General features: G+C 54.3%; 11 protein-coding genes. 4 read left to right on the top strand and 7 right to left on the bottom strand.

Annotation, left to right across the window (positions count from 1 at the left end):
- Window positions 1-5: 5 nt before the first annotated feature.
- Both FHS27_RS12250 and FHS27_RS12245 read right to left on the bottom strand, forming a co-directional pair.
- Window positions 6-476 carry a PA2169 family four-helix-bundle protein gene (locus FHS27_RS12250; protein ID WP_184305212.1) on the bottom strand — a complete coding sequence of 157 codons (471 nt, stop codon included), beginning with the start codon at window positions 474-476 and terminating at the stop codon, window positions 6-8.
- Window positions 477-697: 221 nt separating this feature from the next.
- A complete protein-coding gene (locus tag FHS27_RS12245) occupies window positions 698-1051 on the bottom strand; it encodes a hypothetical protein (RefSeq protein ID WP_184305211.1) in 354 nt (117 codons plus the stop codon).
- Window positions 1052-1705: 654 nt separating this feature from the next.
- Here FHS27_RS12245 and FHS27_RS12240 point away from each other — a divergent pair.
- The 3 genes from FHS27_RS12240 (at window position 1706) to FHS27_RS12230 (ending at window position 11127) form a co-directional block, all read left to right on the top strand.
- Window positions 1706-1924 (top strand): MerR family DNA-binding transcriptional regulator, encoded by a 219-nt coding sequence (locus FHS27_RS12240; protein WP_184305210.1) that lies wholly within the window; start codon window positions 1706-1708, stop codon window positions 1922-1924.
- The gene (locus FHS27_RS12235; RefSeq protein ID WP_184305209.1) at window positions 1924-4416 is read left to right on the top strand and encodes an ATP-binding protein; all 2493 of its coding nucleotides are present in this window, start codon (window positions 1924-1926) and stop codon (window positions 4414-4416) included. Before FHS27_RS12240 ends, FHS27_RS12235 begins: the two co-directional genes overlap by 1 nt.
- Window positions 4417-4695: 279 nt before the next feature.
- Complete coding sequence (locus FHS27_RS12230; RefSeq protein WP_184305208.1) at window positions 4696-11127, top strand: PAS domain-containing protein; 6432 nt, start codon at window positions 4696-4698, stop codon at window positions 11125-11127.
- A 129-nt stretch (window positions 11128-11256) separates the two neighbouring features.
- Here FHS27_RS12230 and FHS27_RS12225 read toward each other — a convergent pair whose 3' ends face one another.
- From FHS27_RS12225 to FHS27_RS12215, 3 genes are all read right to left on the bottom strand, one after another.
- Window positions 11257-12633, bottom strand: a complete 1377-nt coding sequence (locus tag FHS27_RS12225; RefSeq protein WP_184305207.1) for an NAD-dependent succinate-semialdehyde dehydrogenase — start codon at window positions 12631-12633, stop codon at window positions 11257-11259.
- 198 nt (window positions 12634-12831) lie between these two features.
- Complete coding sequence (locus tag FHS27_RS12220; RefSeq protein WP_184305206.1) at window positions 12832-13857, bottom strand: NADP-dependent oxidoreductase; 1026 nt, start codon at window positions 13855-13857, stop codon at window positions 12832-12834.
- 167 nt (window positions 13858-14024) lie between these two features.
- Window positions 14025-14189 carry a DUF1328 family protein gene (locus FHS27_RS12215; RefSeq protein WP_044250748.1) on the bottom strand — a complete coding sequence of 55 codons (165 nt, stop codon included), beginning with the start codon at window positions 14187-14189 and terminating at the stop codon, window positions 14025-14027.
- 465 nt (window positions 14190-14654) lie between these two features.
- On the opposite strand from FHS27_RS12215, the gene FHS27_RS12210 reads away from it, so the two are divergent.
- Window positions 14655-15068: a response regulator gene (locus FHS27_RS12210; protein ID WP_184305205.1), complete on the top strand. Its 414-nt coding sequence runs from the start codon at window positions 14655-14657 to the stop codon at window positions 15066-15068.
- Between the two features lie 30 nt (window positions 15069-15098).
- Here FHS27_RS12210 and FHS27_RS12205 read toward each other — a convergent pair whose 3' ends face one another.
- Both FHS27_RS12205 and FHS27_RS12200 read right to left on the bottom strand, forming a co-directional pair.
- Complete coding sequence (locus FHS27_RS12205; protein ID WP_246419674.1) at window positions 15099-15806, bottom strand: hypothetical protein; 708 nt, start codon at window positions 15804-15806, stop codon at window positions 15099-15101.
- A 299-nt stretch (window positions 15807-16105) separates the two neighbouring features.
- Window positions 16106-17590 (bottom strand): hypothetical protein, encoded by a 1485-nt coding sequence (locus tag FHS27_RS12200; protein WP_184305203.1) that lies wholly within the window; start codon window positions 17588-17590, stop codon window positions 16106-16108.
- Window positions 17591-17604 lie beyond the last annotated feature (14 nt).

The raw sequence follows: 17604 nt of genomic DNA, 5'->3' as shown, positions 1-17604 counted from the left end.
GAGGATTATTTTTTCGCGTACGCGTCGCGAAGGTCGCGGATTTTGTCATGTCCCGCTTTTACCTTGGCATACTGAGCAGAAAGGACGTCGTTCATCGCACTGCCCGCGGTCTCTTTCAGTGCTTCCTCGTACGCTTCCTTGATGTGGTCTTCACCACGCTCGGCTTCGATTAGAATCACGTGCGGATCACCGCCGTTGAGTTTGCCGCGAATGTTGATCCAAATGCGGTGTGTCTTTGCGGCGACGCTGCCGTCATCTTCGGCTTCTTCACCATTGAACGCCACGTGCTGTTGCAGTTCCGTCGCCATCGCCGATCGCTCATCACCAATGCTGCGGAACAACGAGGCCAACGCTTCATCGTTGAGTTCCTCAGCCGATTCATGGAATCCGTTGTAGGAGTCGATGTTGGCGCGAATCAGTTTTTGAAGCTTGTTGATGGTCGTTTCATTAAGATCGGTCTTTGTTTCCAAACTCATATTCATTCTCCGTTTTGGGTTTCGTTAGATCGCACGGTGGGATTCACCGGGCTAACCAATGGAGAATGCAAAGGGCGTGCCGCAAAACACAGTAGAAGCGTCGAGAAGGTGCCGAATTGTGCCTTGGTCGGTCATCACCCATTGTGGTCGCTGCCACTATTCCATTACTCGGCAATTGCGAGAGTCTGGCCTTCGAGGCAAGTTAAGTGATCGAAACTCGCTTAGCCTGTGGCGAGCGATTCCAATTCGTTCATCGAGGTGATCGCGATTTCGAGCGTTTGTTCGATGTCTTCTCGGTCACCATCAATCGATGAGTTTTGAAGAAGGTCGAGCGACATGGAAACGATGTGCAATTGATTGCAAATATGATGACGTCGTTTCGAACGTTCTTGATCGGAGAGTTGGGGCTGGGCGATACTCGACCAACGCGCTGCGTCGAATTTCCCATCGAGGAGGTCATCAGGCACGCTAACGTTGACCCGGGGAACACCGTCGTGTGGACGGTCGACGCGAATCACGACTCCGAGTGATGGAAAGCGATGTGTTTGTGAGTGATCCGGAGTAGTCATGACCATCGAAATGTCTCCGTACTGATTTGCATTGGAATGCGAGTTCCGATCTCGCGGCGGTCTGAGTCAGAGAGGTTGCCTGGCGTTGCTTCGGCGTCATAACTGATTCGGCATAAGCAACGGTTCCAGGCTATTCGTTAAAGCATCGAATGAACGTTCGAGGCATCGATCCCCAGTCGCGGTGTGGGGATGGTGCGGAAGCAACTGCCATACCACTCGCGGCCATCATCGGGCGTAGTATAGCAGACGACTCGGTGAGGACCGAAGACGAATCGAATGCGACGAACGTTGTTGGCGGCTAACTTGAAAGAGCCCTCGTGCGACGTTGAAAGATGCAGTCGTTGCCAACGATGAACTCCAATTGTGAGGTCCTCATCGGCTCGTTAGGCATTCTTGTCCGCCCGTTCGGCAGGCGCTCGCCTGATTCGAAATCGAGCGTGAGATTGATCGGTGCAGGCGGCAGTAGCGAGATGGTTTTTGAGGATCGTTGGTGCGAAAGACGACCGGGGCATGGGTTTGGGGCACGATGTGGTGGGGCTGAGAGAGCGTCCGACTTTTGTGCCGGCGGACGCTCCTGTCGAGCCTTATTGACCAAAGTCTCGAGCCGCGTTCAATTTGATATCAGTTGGGAGTTTGTAAGGTTTTATGGGGAGTGGACGGATGGCGGATCAGCAAACGCGGAGTGCTTTCGAGGGAATGATCCGGGTTGGACTCGCCGCGGAATTTCTAGGCGTTTCGGCGGAGACGTTGCGGAATTGGGATAAGTCCGGTCGTTTGGTGCCCACGCGGAATCCCGTCACCGGCTACCGCTATTACGAAAGGCAGCAACTCGAACGGTTTCTCGCGCGTGCGATCGCCGAGCGTGAGGTGCCCGCCTGATGCAAGAGTTCTTCGAGAAGTTCTTTGACACCTCGGACTTTCCCGCGCGATGGTATTGCGGGCACTGGTCGGAGTTCCTGGGGTGGCTGCATATCGTTTCGGACATCGCGATCGGGGCGGCCTACTTTGGCATCCCGTTATCGTTGATCTATTTCGTCCGGACGAGGAAAGACGTCATCCTGCCTCGGATCATTTATCTCTTCGCCGCGTTCATCGTTGCGTGCGGGGTGACGCACATGATCGAGGCGGTGATTTTTTGGAACCCGATCTATCGTGTGAGTGCTCTTGCGAAGTTCTTTACCGCGATTGTGTCGTGGGTGACTCTCGGCGTCATCGTGAAGAATCTGCCGCACGTCATGAAGTTGCCTTCATTGACCGCTACGATCCAACGTCTTGAGAACGAAGTCGAGCAACGCACGATCACCGAGCGACAGTTGTTGGCTGCCAATGCCCGACATCAAGCGTTAATCGAAGGAACGCGAAGCATCGTTTGGACCGCGAGTTCAGAGGGGAAATTCACGACCCCACAGGCATCATGGGAGCGATACACGGGGCAGTCGTGGGAGGAACTCAAAGATTTTGGATGGGTTGATGTAATCCATGAAGAGGATCGCGATGAGTTGTTGAGAAAGTGGAACCAAGCCGCCACCACGTTGACCAAGTATCAAGCGACGGGGCGAATATGGAATCATGCGGCGCAGGCATGGCACCAGTTCGTAGCCGAGGCGGTTCCGGTTTTTGACTCCGATGGCGGCGTGATCGAGTGGGTTGGCACGATCAGCGACATCGAGGGACAGCGTCAAGCGGAAGTTAATCTCGGGATTGCTCGCACCGAGCTGGTCAAACAAAAACGAGAGCTGGAGTTGATCTATCAGTCCGCTCCGGTGGGAATGTCTTTGATCGACCGCGATTACCGTTTTCTGAGGATCAACGACACACTGGCAAAGATCAACGGAGTCGCCCGAGAGGACCACATCGGTCGCACTGCCGAGGAGTTTCTCAACGGTTTTCAGGACCAAATCAAACCACACTACGATCGCGTGTTTCGAACCGGTGAACCCGTGGTCGATGTGGAAATTGTCGGAACCCACCCGACCAGTGGTGAGCGACGCACTTGGTTGGCCAGTTACTATCCGTTGGATCTCAACGGCGAGAGTGGTACGACGGTGACGGCCGTGAGTGCGATCGTGCAAGACATCACCCAGCGAAAAGAACAGGAAGTGCGGTTGCGCGAGAGCGAGCAAATGGCACTGGCGGCGAACCAATCCAAGAGTGAATTCTTAGCCAATATGAGCCACGAGATTCGCACGCCGATGGCTGCGATTCTTGGATACGCCGACGTGTTGCTCGGGCACCTCAACGACCCCGATAACCGCAACTGCGTCTTGATCATGAAACGCAACGGTGAACACCTGCTCGAGCTGATCAACGACATCTTGGATCTGTCGCGTATCGAAGCCGGTAAACTCGACGTCGATGTTGAACCCACCGCGCTGCCGCAACTTGTCGCGGACATACAATCGCTGATGGCGGTCCGAGCTGAGGAGAAGAAGGTCAAATTTGATGTGGTTTTTGAAGGATTGGTCCCCAAGACGATCGAGACCGATCCGACACGTTTGCGACAGGTGCTTATCAATTTGATTGGCAACGCGATCAAGTTTACCGATGAAGGTTCCGTTCGTCTGAAGGTGAAGTTCCTCGAAGACGTTAAGACCCCGATGATCGAATTCGCGATCGAAGACACGGGGATTGGGATGACGCTCGAGCAGCAAGAACGACTGTTCAAACCCTTCTCCCAGGGGGACTCTTCGGTGACGCGGCAGTACGGCGGCAGTGGCTTGGGCCTCGCAATCAGTCAACGACTGGTGCATATGATGGACGGCGAAATGGATTTGAGGAGCGTGCCTGAGCGTGGATCGACGTTTTACGTCCGCTTGCCGATCGCTTCGTTTGAGGACATCGAGTTGGTCAAACCGAGTCTCGTGGTCCGGGAAGGCGAGCCTGATGTTCCGTTTCCCGAATCGCCCCGACTTTCGTGCCGCGTGCTCGTCGTTGACGATCGCCGTGACGTGCGTCACATCAGTCAACACTTTCTCGAGAAAGCAGGTGCGAAGGTCGCGACGGCTGAGGATGGACAGCAGGGAATTGATGCCGCGATCGCCGCTCGTGACGAAGGGCAACCGTTTGATTTGATCGTGATGGACATGCAAATGCCGAACGTCGATGGGCTGCATGCGACAGCGCAGCTGCGATCCGAGGGGATTCAGTGGCCGATCATCGCATTGACCGCGGATGCGATGAAAGGGGATCGGGATCGGTGTCTTAATGGTGGTTGCGACGATTACCTTTCCAAACCGATCGATCACATGCGTTTGGTCAGCATGGTGGCCAAATACACGCAGGAAATTTTGGCTGACGAATTGACAGAACGTCGAAAAGAACGAGCCAAGTGGCTTCGAGGTAAAATCAGTGAAGAAACCAACGGATCGTAATCGCGACGAATTCGCAGGACGCGTCGTCTTTTTCGTTCGGAGGGAAGGTGACGAAGGGGCGAGCGATATTGCGGGATCACAATTCTGATGCCGTCTGCAATCTTAGCGTTGCAGTTCTCCTGCCCGTTTGTTTCGATGTGAACCTTCTTCCACTCAACGTGGACCGAGCTTAATGCGACCGTTTCCGTATTTGCTTCATCCGAGCGTGTTGAAGGCATCGTCCTACGGGATTTGCTCGGATGATACGATTGAACGAAAATGATCCAACTTACTTAGAATATGACAAATACGGCCAACCCGAAAACGCAGTCGCCACTCATCGTCGCAGTCGGCGCCTCCGCAGGAGGACTCGAGGCGTTCCAGGAATTATTGCGTGGTCTCGGAGACAGTCCCGAGATGGCGATCGTTTTCATTCAGCATCTTGACGCGACTCGAGAATCGTTGCTGCCCGAGTTGTTAACAAAGTCAACGAACTTGAAAGTGGTCGAGATCGAGGGCCGTCGCAAACTCAAGTCCGCGACGGTTTATGTTTGCCCCCCCAAGAAACTCTTGGCACTCAAAAACAGCTTCGTCACGATCGTTCAGGATGACGATGAGGCACGTCAGCGAGCGCCTATCGATTTTTTCTTTCATTCGGTAGCTGAAGATCAACGCGAGCGTGGGGTCGGTGTGATTTTGTCGGGGTCGGGCAGTGACGGAACACTCGGTCTGAAATCGATCAGTGATCAGGGCGGATTAACGTGCGCACAGGATCCTCAGTCTGCGAGATTCGATTCAATGCCACGAAGTGCCGCAACGACTGGAGTGGCTGATCACGTGTTGTCGCCCCATGAAATTGCGACGGAGCTGCTCAACTATGCCCAACATTGGAGCGAACTGACGCAACCTGAAAAGAACGTGCATTGGCAAAGCGATATCAAGGAAGCCATTCCCGAGATTGCCGAGCGTCTGTTGGAGGTAACCAAGCACAATTTTCAACACTACAAAATCAATACGCTCACCCGACGTATTCAACGCCGAATGCAAGTGTTGCGGCTCACGCTCGTCGATGACTACGTTGAGCTTTTGCAAGAAAACGGGGATGAAGTTCGTCGCCTGTTTCGAGAACTGTTGATCGGAGTAACCGCTTTCTTCCGTGATCCTGAGGCATTTGATTCACTCCGTTCATCTGTCTTGCCCAACTTGTTTGACGGGCGTTCAGACGATGATTGTGTTCGCATTTGGGTCGCGGGATGTGCTTCCGGGCAGGAAGCTTATTCGATGGCGATCCTTTGCCGCGAGGTGATGGATGAGTTGCAGTCAAACTGCCAAGTTCAGATCTTCGCAACCGATATCGATGAGCACGCGCTGCAGATCGCGCGAGCCGGAGCCTATCCCTCAGGCATTGAGGAGCAGGTCAGTCCTGAACGACTCAAACGTTTTTTTTCCAAACGTGGCAAACGCTATCATGTCAACAAGTCCATTCGCGAGATGGTGTTGTTCTCCGTTCACAACCTGATCAGCGATCCACCTTTTTCGCGTCAAGATTTGATATCCTGTCGTAATCTGTTGATCTACCTCGGTCAGCATTTGCAGAACAAGCTCATTCCGCTGTTTCACTATGCTTTGCGCCCATCGGGATTTCTCTTTCTCGGTCCGAGTGAAAACATCGTTTCGCATGGCGAGTTGTTTCGTCCCATTAATTCGCACTATCGAATCTCCCAACGCAAAGGGACTTCCATCGGTTCACGCAATTCAAACCAACAACGTCCCGCGCGGATCCCAATGCATTCAGATGCTCCCGACGACACCACTCCAGACGAATCTACTGATCTGACCGAAATCCGGCAAAAGATCACGCTCGATGAGTTTGCGCCCAAGAGCGTTGTCATTGACGAATCAGGACAGATTCTTAATGCGTCGGCTGACATGCAGCGATATCTCACGGTCAGTGGAGGGGACTACCAAAACAACATCGTTAAAATGGCGGCACGCGGATTGCGAATCGGATTGCGCGCCGCAATCAATGAGGCTAAGAAGACGCGGCGAAAGGTGGAGCATGAAGACATGTCGATCCGGGTCGGCGAGTTGGTTCAGCGGGTGATGATCACCGTTCAGCCGATGCCGAAACTGGGAGAAGAGGAATCGCTCTTCCTGGTCGTTTTTCATGATGTCGGAAAGCCGTTCAAGCGAGATGACTCTTCGGGCGAACTGAGTATCCTGCCTGCTGACCTCGATCAAGAATCGCTCGTCACGCAGCTCGAGTGGGAACTCGAAACGACACGTGATGATCTCGACAAGACACTGCAGGACATCGAGGCAGCGAACGAGGAGTTGAAATCTTCGAATGAAGAATTGCTCTCGATGAACGAAGAGTTGCAGTCTGCAAACGAGGAACTCGAAACGTCCAAGGAGGAGATCCGAGCGACCAGTGACGCCGTGGCACGGGCGCATGACGATCTAGAGAACCTGTTGCGTAGCACGCAGATCGCGACCGTCTTCCTCGACCAAGATTTGCATATTCGACGATTCACGCCCGCGATCAAAGATATCTACGATTTGATTCCGACCGACATCGGTCGGCCGCTCGAGAAGTTCGTCCCCAACGTGGCGAACATGCCGCCGTTGCCGGACCCGAAGGCAATTCGCAAGGACGGCTTCATCGAAGACACGGTGGATGCCGATTCAGGGAAATCGTATATCCGTCGTGTCTTGCCATATCGGTCACACACCGGTGTCGACTCGGGAATCGTGGTGACGTTCACTGACGTTACGCAATTACGTGAGAGTGAGGAGCTCTTTCAACTGCTCGTTGATGCATCGTCACAAATTGTTTGGGTTACCAATGCCGAAGGTAAGGTCGTTGAAGATTCGCCGAGTTGGCGTGCCTTTACCGGGCAATCGTTTGAAGAGTGGATCAGTTACGGTTGGTTGAAAGCGCTACACGAGGATGATCGCGAACCGACGATCAAAACGTGGGAAGCGACCGTTGCAACCAAGCAGCCGCTGTCGATGGAGTATCGTATTTGGCATGAAAGCAGTGGCGAATACCGTTGGGCTCATGTGCGAGCATTGCCGCAATGTGACGCCAGTGGCACCGTCAAGCGCTGGGTCGGAATGTGCACCGATATCACCGAACGGAAGCACTACGAACTGGATCTCGCCGGCCGAGAGGCTCATTTGCGCCGAGTGATCAACCATCAACTCGGGCTGGTCGGCCTCGTTGGACTCGATGGCATCTTGTTGGAGGTTGATGATCGTTCACTCGAAATCGCCCAAGTCAGACGTGAGGATGTGGTCGGTAAGCCTTTCGCCGATGCGCCCTGGTGGACCTATTCGGAGGATGTCGCCCAATCGATGCGTGATGCGATCGAACGTGCCCGAGCGGGGGAAACGGTCCGTTTCGATGTGTCGCTCTTTGCACACGGTGACGAGGGTGTTTATATCGACTTCATGATTGCGCCGGTTTTTGATGAACGCGGCGAAGTCGAATACTTGATTCCGTCCGGGGTCGATATCCGCGATCGACATGCCGCCGAACGGCAACTGGCGCACGCGAAGGCACGCTTGGAACTCTCGATGGCGTTCAGCAAAGTGGCGCCGTGGAGTTGGGACATGCGTACAAATGAGGTCGTGGTTGAAGACAGCTTGAAAAAACTGTTTGGTTTTGAAGCAGACGAAGACGTGAACACGCAAGCGATTATGAATCGGATCGATCCCGAACACCGTGAACGTGTTGCCAAGGCGATTGAGGACGCGATTGAGAACAGCGGGGCGTTTGACCAAGAGTACGTTGTCAATTTGCCCAATGGCGAACGTCGATGGTTGCACGGACGCGGGCAGACCGCGATCGGCGAAAATGACGAGGTGAATGATTTCTTTGGCGTGATCTCAGACGTCACCGACAGCAAACGTATTCAACTCGAATTGGCCGATCGGGAGGCTCAACTGAGACGTGTGATCGACAACACGGTCGGGTTCATCGGCGTTCTTCTGCCGGACGGGACGTTGCTCGAGGCGAATGCACCGGCGCTTCAGTCGGCGGACCTCTCGCGGGAAGATGTTATTGGGATGAAATTTTGGGACACCTTCTGGTGGAACTACGATCCCGAATTGCAGGCGGAACTCAAGGGGCTCGTTGCGCGTGCTGCGGAAGGCGAGTCGATTCGTCGGGACATTCGCTACCGCGTTGTGGGAGATGAAAACCGAATGCTCGACTTCATGCTCAATCCGGTCCGTGATGATGAAGGAAGGGTGACTCATCTGATTCCCTCTGCGATTGATATTCTTGATCGGAAGGAGGCGGAAGCCGCAGTGGTCGAATCCGAGCGCAAACTGCAATTGGGGATCGATGTTGCTGCCTTGACGCTGGCGGAAGTCGACTACGAAACGGACCAAATCGAATTGTCGCAAGAGGCGGCTCGCTTGTATGGATTTGGGGATCACGCGGTTACTGTGTCTCGCGACGATGTTCATGCGCTCTTCCATCCAGAGGACCGCGATTTGATGATGTCGGCGATCCATCATTCGCTCGCGTCGATTGACAACGGTGAGATTTCGCATCGCCACCGGATCGTTTTGCCTGGTGGCGAGATCCGTTGGCTCGATATCCGCAAGCGTGTTTTTTACGACGAGTCGGTATCACCTCCCAAACCGATTCGCGGAACCTTGGTCGCTCGCGACGTCACGCAAGAGGTGCAGTTTCAAAACCAGCTTCACGAGAGTCGGCAACGGTTGACGTTGGCAATGGAGTCCGCGCGAATGGGAGCCTTCGAGTGGCAGCCCGATACGGACATTGCCCATTGGGACGACCAATGGTGTGACGTCATTGGTATCGATAGGCAATCGCCACGGATGGGGAAAACTCTGTTCGATCTGATTCATCCCGACGACGTGCAGCACGTCAAAGAGTCGCTCCCCTATGGAACGAACGATCGAAAAGATTACAAGGTTGAGTTCCGTGTCATTCGCCCAGATGGGCAGTTGCGATGGTTGGCGGCCAGCGGGACACTGATTCCGGGGCATGACGGTCAACCGGCTCGATTGGTCGGATTGAACTGGGACATTACGGATCAAAAGGTAACCGCCGAACGTATTCGGCAAGGCGAAGAACGCCTCCGGTTGGCGCTGAAGTCGGGCGAGATGGCTGCTTGGGAATGGACTCCGTCAGGTAGTATTTGGACCGAAGAAGTCTATGAAATGCTGGAAATTCCGCTCGACCAAACGGCGTCACCGGAGCTTTTCTTCGAGCACGTTCATCCCGAAGACGTCGAGGGTTTGAAAGCGGAGTGGAGTCGAGCGACGCGGGGGGAAGCGTCCTTTGAACATGAATTTCGCGTGATCCGCAACAACGGCCAAATCCGATGGATGGTGGGCGTCGGAGAGGTGGTTCGCAATAAGAAAGGTGAGGTCGTTAGCCTATACGGACTGAATTGGGATTCGACGGAGGAACATCTCAATGCGGAGCGTCTTCGCGAGAGTGAGCGGGCCGCGGTCGCGGCGAGCCAATCGAAAAGTGCGTTTGTGGCAAACATGTCACACGAAATTCGTACGCCGATGACCGCGATTCTCGGATATGCGGATTTGATTAGTGACATGATCGACGATCCGGAAGCGATTCGTCATTTAGAAACCATTCGACGTAACGGCGATTACCTTCTTGATATCATCAACGACATTCTCGACTTGTCAAAAATTGAAGCGGGAAAGCTGGATATCGAGAACGAACGTTTTCAGCCCGCACGCTTACTCGAAGATGTCAGAAGCGTCATGGAGGTGCGGGCGAGCGAGGGGGGATTGGCACTCGAGGTCGAGTATGTCGGGAAATTGCCGAAACTGATTCAGTCGGACGCGAAACGGCTAAAGCAGATCTTGATCAATCTGGTCGGCAACGCGATCAAGTTCACGCGGAAGGGACACGTCAAAATCTCTGTCCGATACGACGCGCGATGTGACGGTAACTCGTCGAACAATGACAATGAGCCACATATGACGGGCTCAGCCGATAGGACTCTCCGTTCTGCACACGGCTTCCTTCACTTCGATATCGTCGATACCGGTATCGGGATGAGCGATGAGCAACAGGACCGACTCTTCAAACCATTCTCTCAGGGCGACTCCACGGTCAGTCGGCATTTTGGTGGTACCGGATTGGGGTTGGCGATCAGCAAACGTTTGGCGGAAATGCTCGGCGGCGAAATTTCGATGCAAAGTACCGAAGGTGTTGGCAGCACATTCACCCTGACCGTCGATGTGGGAGACGTCGCTGATGTCGAACTGGTTGAGTTCGGCGCCGGGACTGTGAGCGAGGCGAAATTACCAGAGCCGAAGCGTTTAGAGGGTTTGTCTTTGCAATGCCGGGTGCTCGTTGTCGATGATCGACGTGACATTCGATTCTTGAGTCGTCGGTTGCTCACTAAGGCAGGAGCGACGGTTGACGAGTGCGAGGATGGTCAGGTTGCAGTCGACTTCATGAAAGACTGCCTTGGGAAAGACAATTGTCCCGCACTGGTCCTGCTCGACATGCAGATGCCAAACCTCGATGGGTATCAGACGGCACGAATCCTTCGCTCACTGGGATACAAAGGACCGATCATCGCCCTGACCGCGGACGCGATGCAGGGTGATATGAACGAGTGTCTCGAGGCGGGGTGCAACGATTATCTATCGAAGCCGATCGATGGCGAACGGTTGATCAGAATGGTTGCCGAGATGACTTCGCGAGATCGGTGATGAACTTCAAGGTGATGAACTTCAAACGGCGCAGACACGCTCGTGACTGAATTGCGACCTCGCCCACGACGCGAAAAAAAACTTCACCTGATCACGGTGTATCGGCTATGGGGGGAAGTGGTGCGTCGTCTATGCTTCGACGGGGCCCATGTGGACGAGTTTTTTGTTCACAAACTCGAGGATACCGAGGTGTGACAACTCACGGCCGTAACCGGAGTTTTTGATCCCGCCGAAAGGAAGCTCGGCTTGCGAGTTTGTCGGTTGGTTCAGGAAGACCATGCCAGTCTCGATCTGCTCCGCGACGCGTCGGCCTCGCTCCTTGTCTTGGGTGTAGACGCTGCCACCTAAACCGTAAGATGATTGATTCGCGAGGCTGATCGCCTCTGCCTCATCTTTTACCACGTACACCGTCGCTACCGGACCGAAGAGTTCTTGGTCGAACGTGGGCATGTCGGGTGTGACGTCGGTCAGAATGGTTGGATTGAAATAAGCACCCTCTCGATCGGGACGATCGCCGCCCAGCAATACGGTCGCTCCCGCATCAATGGACGATTGAACCTGCTCCTGCAACTTCACCGCCGCGCTTTCGGTAGACAACGGGGCGAGAGTGGTTTCTTCATCCGTGGGGTCGCCCATCTCGAGCGAGCCCATGGCCTCCTTGAATCTTTCCAAAAACTCGTTAGCGATGGATTCCAGCAAGATGAAACGCTTGGAGGCCACGCACGATTGCCCGGCATTCATCATTCGGCCCTTCACGGCCAACTCGACTGTTTTCTCGATGTCCGCGTCCTCGAGGACAATGAAGGGATCGTTGCCGCCGAGTTCCAGTACGGAGCGTTTTAAATTCTTGCCCGCGAGTGCGGCGACGGCGGCGCCCGCCTTTTCGCTACCTGTGAGCGAAACGCCCTGTACCCGCGAGTCAGACACAATCGCTTCGACGAATTCCGACGGGATAAACAGGTTCGTATAAACGCTATCAGGCAATCCACATTCGCGAAACAGTTTCTCTATCGCGTCAGCACACTGTGGGACATTGCTCGCGTGTTTCACCATCACGGTATTTCCGGCCATGATGTTTGGTGCCGCAAAACGTGTGACTTGATAGAACGGAAAGTTCCATGGCATCACGCCCATCAGGACGCCGATCGGTTCAAAGTGTATGTAGGCATCCGCGTCAACGTCGCTCATCGGTTGGTCGGCTAAGAACTCCTCCGCGTTGTTCGCGTAGAATTCCGCGATCTCGGCACAGAATTCAATTTCATCACGACTTTCGGAAATTCGTTTCCCCATGTCGAGGGTGATCAACTTTGCGAACTCTTCTTTACGCTCTCTCAACTGGTTCGCAAACGACAGAATCGCCTTACGTCGCTCTTCGAACGAACTATTTTTCCACTCTTGATACGCCTCGTCCGCTTTCCCAATCGCGGAAATCGTCTGATCTTTGGTCATCGGCGTGTAGGTTTCGATGGTCTTGTTTGTCGCAGGATTGATGCTGGTAATCGTCATGGGAGGTCTCCGTAATTGATGAATTGGTACGCAGTCCGTCTGCTTGGGAAGGACGTGCTCGATGTTCACAAAGTAAGACAGCGATTGTCATACCGAAGATGATTGAGTTAGCACGAAACTTCGATAAGCGATCGCTTCTGGTGGAAAACATGCCGGGCGTCCGTGTGAAGGAGTCGCAACGGAAACCCGCGACGTCGGTTACCCAATTCGGACGAGTGACTTGCCGAGATTGTCACCCTCGAACAAACCGATAAATGCATCGGGAGCGTTTTCCAAACCCTCAGTGACCGTCTCTTCCCATACGACTTGATCACTGCGGATCAGTGCCGACACGTCTCGCATGAAGTCCTCGTAATCATTCATGTGGTCGCGAACAATGAAACCTTGCATTCGGATGCGTTTGGCAATCACCTTGAAAAGGTTTCGCGGTGCCGCGGGTGGTTCGGTTGCGTTGTAGGTCGAAATCATGCCGCAAGAAGCGATCCTGCCGAAATCATTCATGTGATCCAGTGCAGCTTCGAGATGTTCCCCGCCCACGTTATCGAAATAGACATCAATGCCCTTGGACGCCATCTTGCCGAGTTCATCGGATAGGTTTGTTGTCTCTTTGTAGTTGATCACCGAGTCAATCCCCGCACGATCACGCAGCCAATCGATCTTGGACTGCTTGCCGGCACTTCCGATGACTTTGCAGCCATTTGCTTTCGCGATCTGGGCAACCATGGAACCGACTGCTCCAGAGGCGGCCGATACAAAAACGGTGTCACCTGGTTGTACGTTAGCAATCCGTTTCAACCCTACCCAGGCGGTCATGCCCGTCATTCCAAGAGCACCGAGATAGGCCTGAGCAGGTGCAAGTTCGGCATCAATCTTCTGGACACCCTGCCCCTCTGATTTCCAAAATTCACGCCATCCTAAGTTGCCGAGAACTTGGTCGCCTTCCACGAATTGTTCGTTCTTCGATTCAACGACGACGCCGATGCAACCGCCTTCGAGTGCTTTGCCGATTTGAAAAGGCGGTACGTAACTGTCGCCGTCCTTCATCCGTCCTCTCATGTAGGGATCAACGGACATCCATTGATTTCGAACCAAGAACTCACCATCTGCGATGGGGGAGATGGACACTTCGCTGAGTTCGAAGTTGCTTTTAGTTGGCATCCCGTCTGGACGAGAGGCGAGTTCGATTTGTTTACTTTTGACGGGTCGATACGTTTGAGTGCTCATTGGTGTTTCCTGGGGTGGGTGTTGGATAGGAAGTGTGATGCGGCCCGGTGTCGTGTCACTGGTGTGTGGTTCGGAACGCGATATGGCGGCGATTGCAACGAATCGTTCACCGCTGGCATCGTTCACCGCTGGTATCATTGATCGGGTGACTGTGTTGATCGATCTGCTCAAACGGCGGGGCGTCGTCCCAGCACCAAGCCGATGATGAACAGCACTAAGAAGACGAAGAAGAGCACCTTGGCAACCGTGGCTGCGGTTCCGGCGACGGCACCAAAACCGAGTACGCCTGCAATTAACGCGATGACTAAAAATGTGAGGGCCCAACCGAGCATAAGTTTCTCCAGTGGAAAGGTGTTGAGAGCGTGGCCGTGTTGAAGGTCTGTCACGCGAATGCTGAGAGAGGAAGAGCGATTGCTGTGCCAATCTGGTGCGCCGGATGTGATGGATCCGCGCTCACGATGGTCATTGCGGTGATATCCGATTCAGCGAACGGGGGGCGATTCGCGATCGGTTTGTGTGAAAAGTGAACCCCTCGGATAGTTACGCGTTCGCAGCGAGTTGCGGTTTGTGTCAACGATTGGTTGGGCAACGTTGCTCGCGGGTGGGGGAAAACGAATGTCACGTGAACACCGGCGACCTTCGCTTCGGCTACTGGAAATGGAGGTTGGAACGTCGTTTGCATCCTTTTGGGGGTGGTCGATTCGACCGTCGTTGTTCCCGTTTTTCCCTGCCGACCGTTGAAATCGTTAGGTGATTAGGTGACGAGTAATCCAATCTGATTCATTCGAGAGCGTGAGATGCTTAAGGTACCCGAGCGAAATTCTGATCGAGAGTCATTCCCGACCGTCTTAGTGGTTGATGACGCGGCATCCTCTCGGCATTTGGTTACTCGTACTCTTGAGCGGCTCGGGTTTTCCACATTGGTAGCGGAGGACGGGCGTGCGGCACTGAAGCTAGCGCGAGACACCAGCCCCGATGCCATCGTTACCGATTTGGAGATGCCGATTATGGACGGCGAGAAGTTGATCGAAGGATTGAGGACTGGCGATATCGAACATCTTAGGGACATTCCCATCATCGTCTGCAGTTCGAAGATCAACGAAAAGACGTTGTCAGAACTGAATCAACTTCACGTTGAGGCGGTCGTGCCGAAACCGGTTAACGTCCGGGCGTTGGCTGTCGCGGCGTTGCGGTACTTCAGCGCCGTTTAGCGGGATTATGAGATCCGCCGGTCGTGCCCATCATTGCGTTTGGCTTCGACCGAGCACCAATTCGCTCGAGTACGCGAGAACGTCGACCGCGATGTCCGCGACAATAGTGCGCCCTTTTGCCAACCACGCCGAGGCGAACGACCACACTGCGATCCACTCCATCCAAAATAGAAAGTTGTAGTCGTTAAACGACTGTTTCCATTCGTCCGGAAGCAAGAACAAGTAGCCGCCCATCGCAAACATCGATCCCAGAATCACGAGCCCGCTCGTTCGGTAAACGAAATCACGCTCTCGCAGATGAGGCTCGTGTTCGCGTCTCGAGTCGCGAGGGAAGTGGTATAGCGAATAGAAGGCGAGCGTGAGAAAGAACAGTCCGCCACTGACGGTGTGCAGGTAACCGGTGATTGACTTCTGGACGAGGGGATCGCTGTTGAAATCGAGCGGAAACAACGCGACGCCGAGCGCCGAGACGCAACCGAGGTTCGCGGTCCAGTTTTCAACGCGGTCGTAACCGCGGTAGCAGAACAGGAAGATCCCAATGGCGCACAGCGTGCCGACGAAAACATCACGCAGTGGTGTGTGGTAGTAGCTGCTGAGGTTGTCTTGGATTTCGATGCCGAACAGCAATCCGACCGGCCCCAAGACGATCGGCAGTAATAACCCGCTAATCCCGATCGCTCTTCGAATGCCGAGGTAAGACATCACCAGCGTGTTCGGACGCTCAGGCAGATCATGCATCGTGTTCGGCGTTTCGTTCAACAGTTCACACCTCAACGTGGCACATTTCGAGACAGCCTCTCGAATCAGCCGTCCCTTTCGGCAGCGTACCGAGAGGGGAAGTCCGCAAACGGTATTCTTGGCGGAGGACTTGCACAAATAATTCTACCCAGCGTAGCCTCTCGCTGGCAGAGGCCGTGGTTGCCCGTTCACGCGAGCCCTCGCAGATATCCCGGTGGGAACGAGAGTTGGGGGGGCAGAGAACGCGGCGCGGCAGTACTGAAACCTGCTCGCGGCAACGCGTTATCGGGAAGAATTCGCTAGCGAACTTCCGAAGAGGTCAACGAATTGATGTTCTCTTGGATCGAGCGATGGATCTGTTCGAGTTCTAACTCAAGGGCCTGGTTGCTGCGGTACAGACGAACCAATTTTTCACGTGTCGCTCGAGAGCCTTCACGCAAGTCTTTGTTGTACGCTTCGAGCGCCAGTCGTTCTTTCTCGAACTGATCGAAATCCTGTTCGAGCAACAATTTGTCGGTCTGGTACGACGCGAACATTTTGACCGTTGCGTCGATCGCTCGCTCCAACACATCTTTTTCGAAATTCAGTTGCACGGCCCGGTTATCGAGTTCCGCAATTCGCAAACGGATACGACGCAGTACGAAACGATAGTCGTTAAGCGGGCGCAGGTAATACTCGTCCACGAGTCGGGCGACGCCTTCGGCTCTCAACGCATCGGCCGCTTCTTCCTTGACGACTAAGAGGTCGCCTTTGTCGAATTTAACCTGGCCGCTGTCACCGACTTGCAGACGGCTGTCAACGGCGCGTCCACTTCCGTCGAAAAAGCCACCTTCGAGAGCACTGTATTGATCGGGGCTGTCGACCGTGATCGTGTGATTTTTCGTGAATTCGATTTTGACCCAGCGAGACAACGGCTCGTCATCGGGCAACGACCGTGAACCGTCACGCAGGTAGTTGTTGCGAGTTTCTTCGGACGCTCCCTGCAGGATCGCACTGATCAATTGATCATCGACGCGGCCGAAAATGTTGTCGTCATCTTCGAGGCTGCCTTCGGCGATGAACGGTTCGTGACCGTCGAGTGGCAACAGCTCGTAGACGGACCAACTGCGGGCGTTGCCCTGTTCGATCAATCGTTGTTGTTCGGGTAGCAGCGGCCCGGTTGGTGTCAGGGTGACTTGGGTCGGGGTGCTGGCGGTGACTCGGAATTCGCCGAGGAATTTGATCGGGACTGGAACCTCGATATTGGGGCCGCGTCCTTCGCCAAAACCGTAGACAACCATCGATTCGGGAATCAGTGGCATCGGATCGGCCTCGTCCTCGCCGGCGGCGGCCCCCTCATCCGGTGGTGTGCCGTCGAGCGGGTCGGTGCCGTCATCGACTTCGGCGACTCTCGACAAAACAATCGAGGGTTGGCCGTTGAAATTCGCGTTGTTGAAACGCAGTCCACGCCATCGACGTCCGGCCTCGATTCCGATCGCCGCGAGTTTTTGGGCCAGCGGAAGTGCCCCTTGGTCGGACAGCGGATTGTTGCGATCGCCGTCACGGAGCTCCTTTTGTTCGGCTTTGGCTTTTGCCAGGCGGGCGTCGAGATCCTCTTTGACTTTGTGCCAGGCTGAACGACTCTTCAGCGCACCGGCGACCGGGAATACGAAAACGACGGCCAGAATCATCGTCATGATGATCGCTGTGATTTCGTACCAACGCCATTCTGCCCGTGCTTTCCATAGCAAAAAAGCCTGGACCAGCACCAAGATGACCAAAAATGCGAGGAGGGCGTACTGCATCGAATAGGAGAAAA

This window comes from Aporhodopirellula rubra (assembly GCF_014192335.1).
Lineage (GTDB): Bacteria > Planctomycetota > Planctomycetia > Pirellulales > Pirellulaceae > Rhodopirellula > Rhodopirellula rubra.
This window is presented reverse-complemented; position numbering and strand designations above follow the sequence as displayed.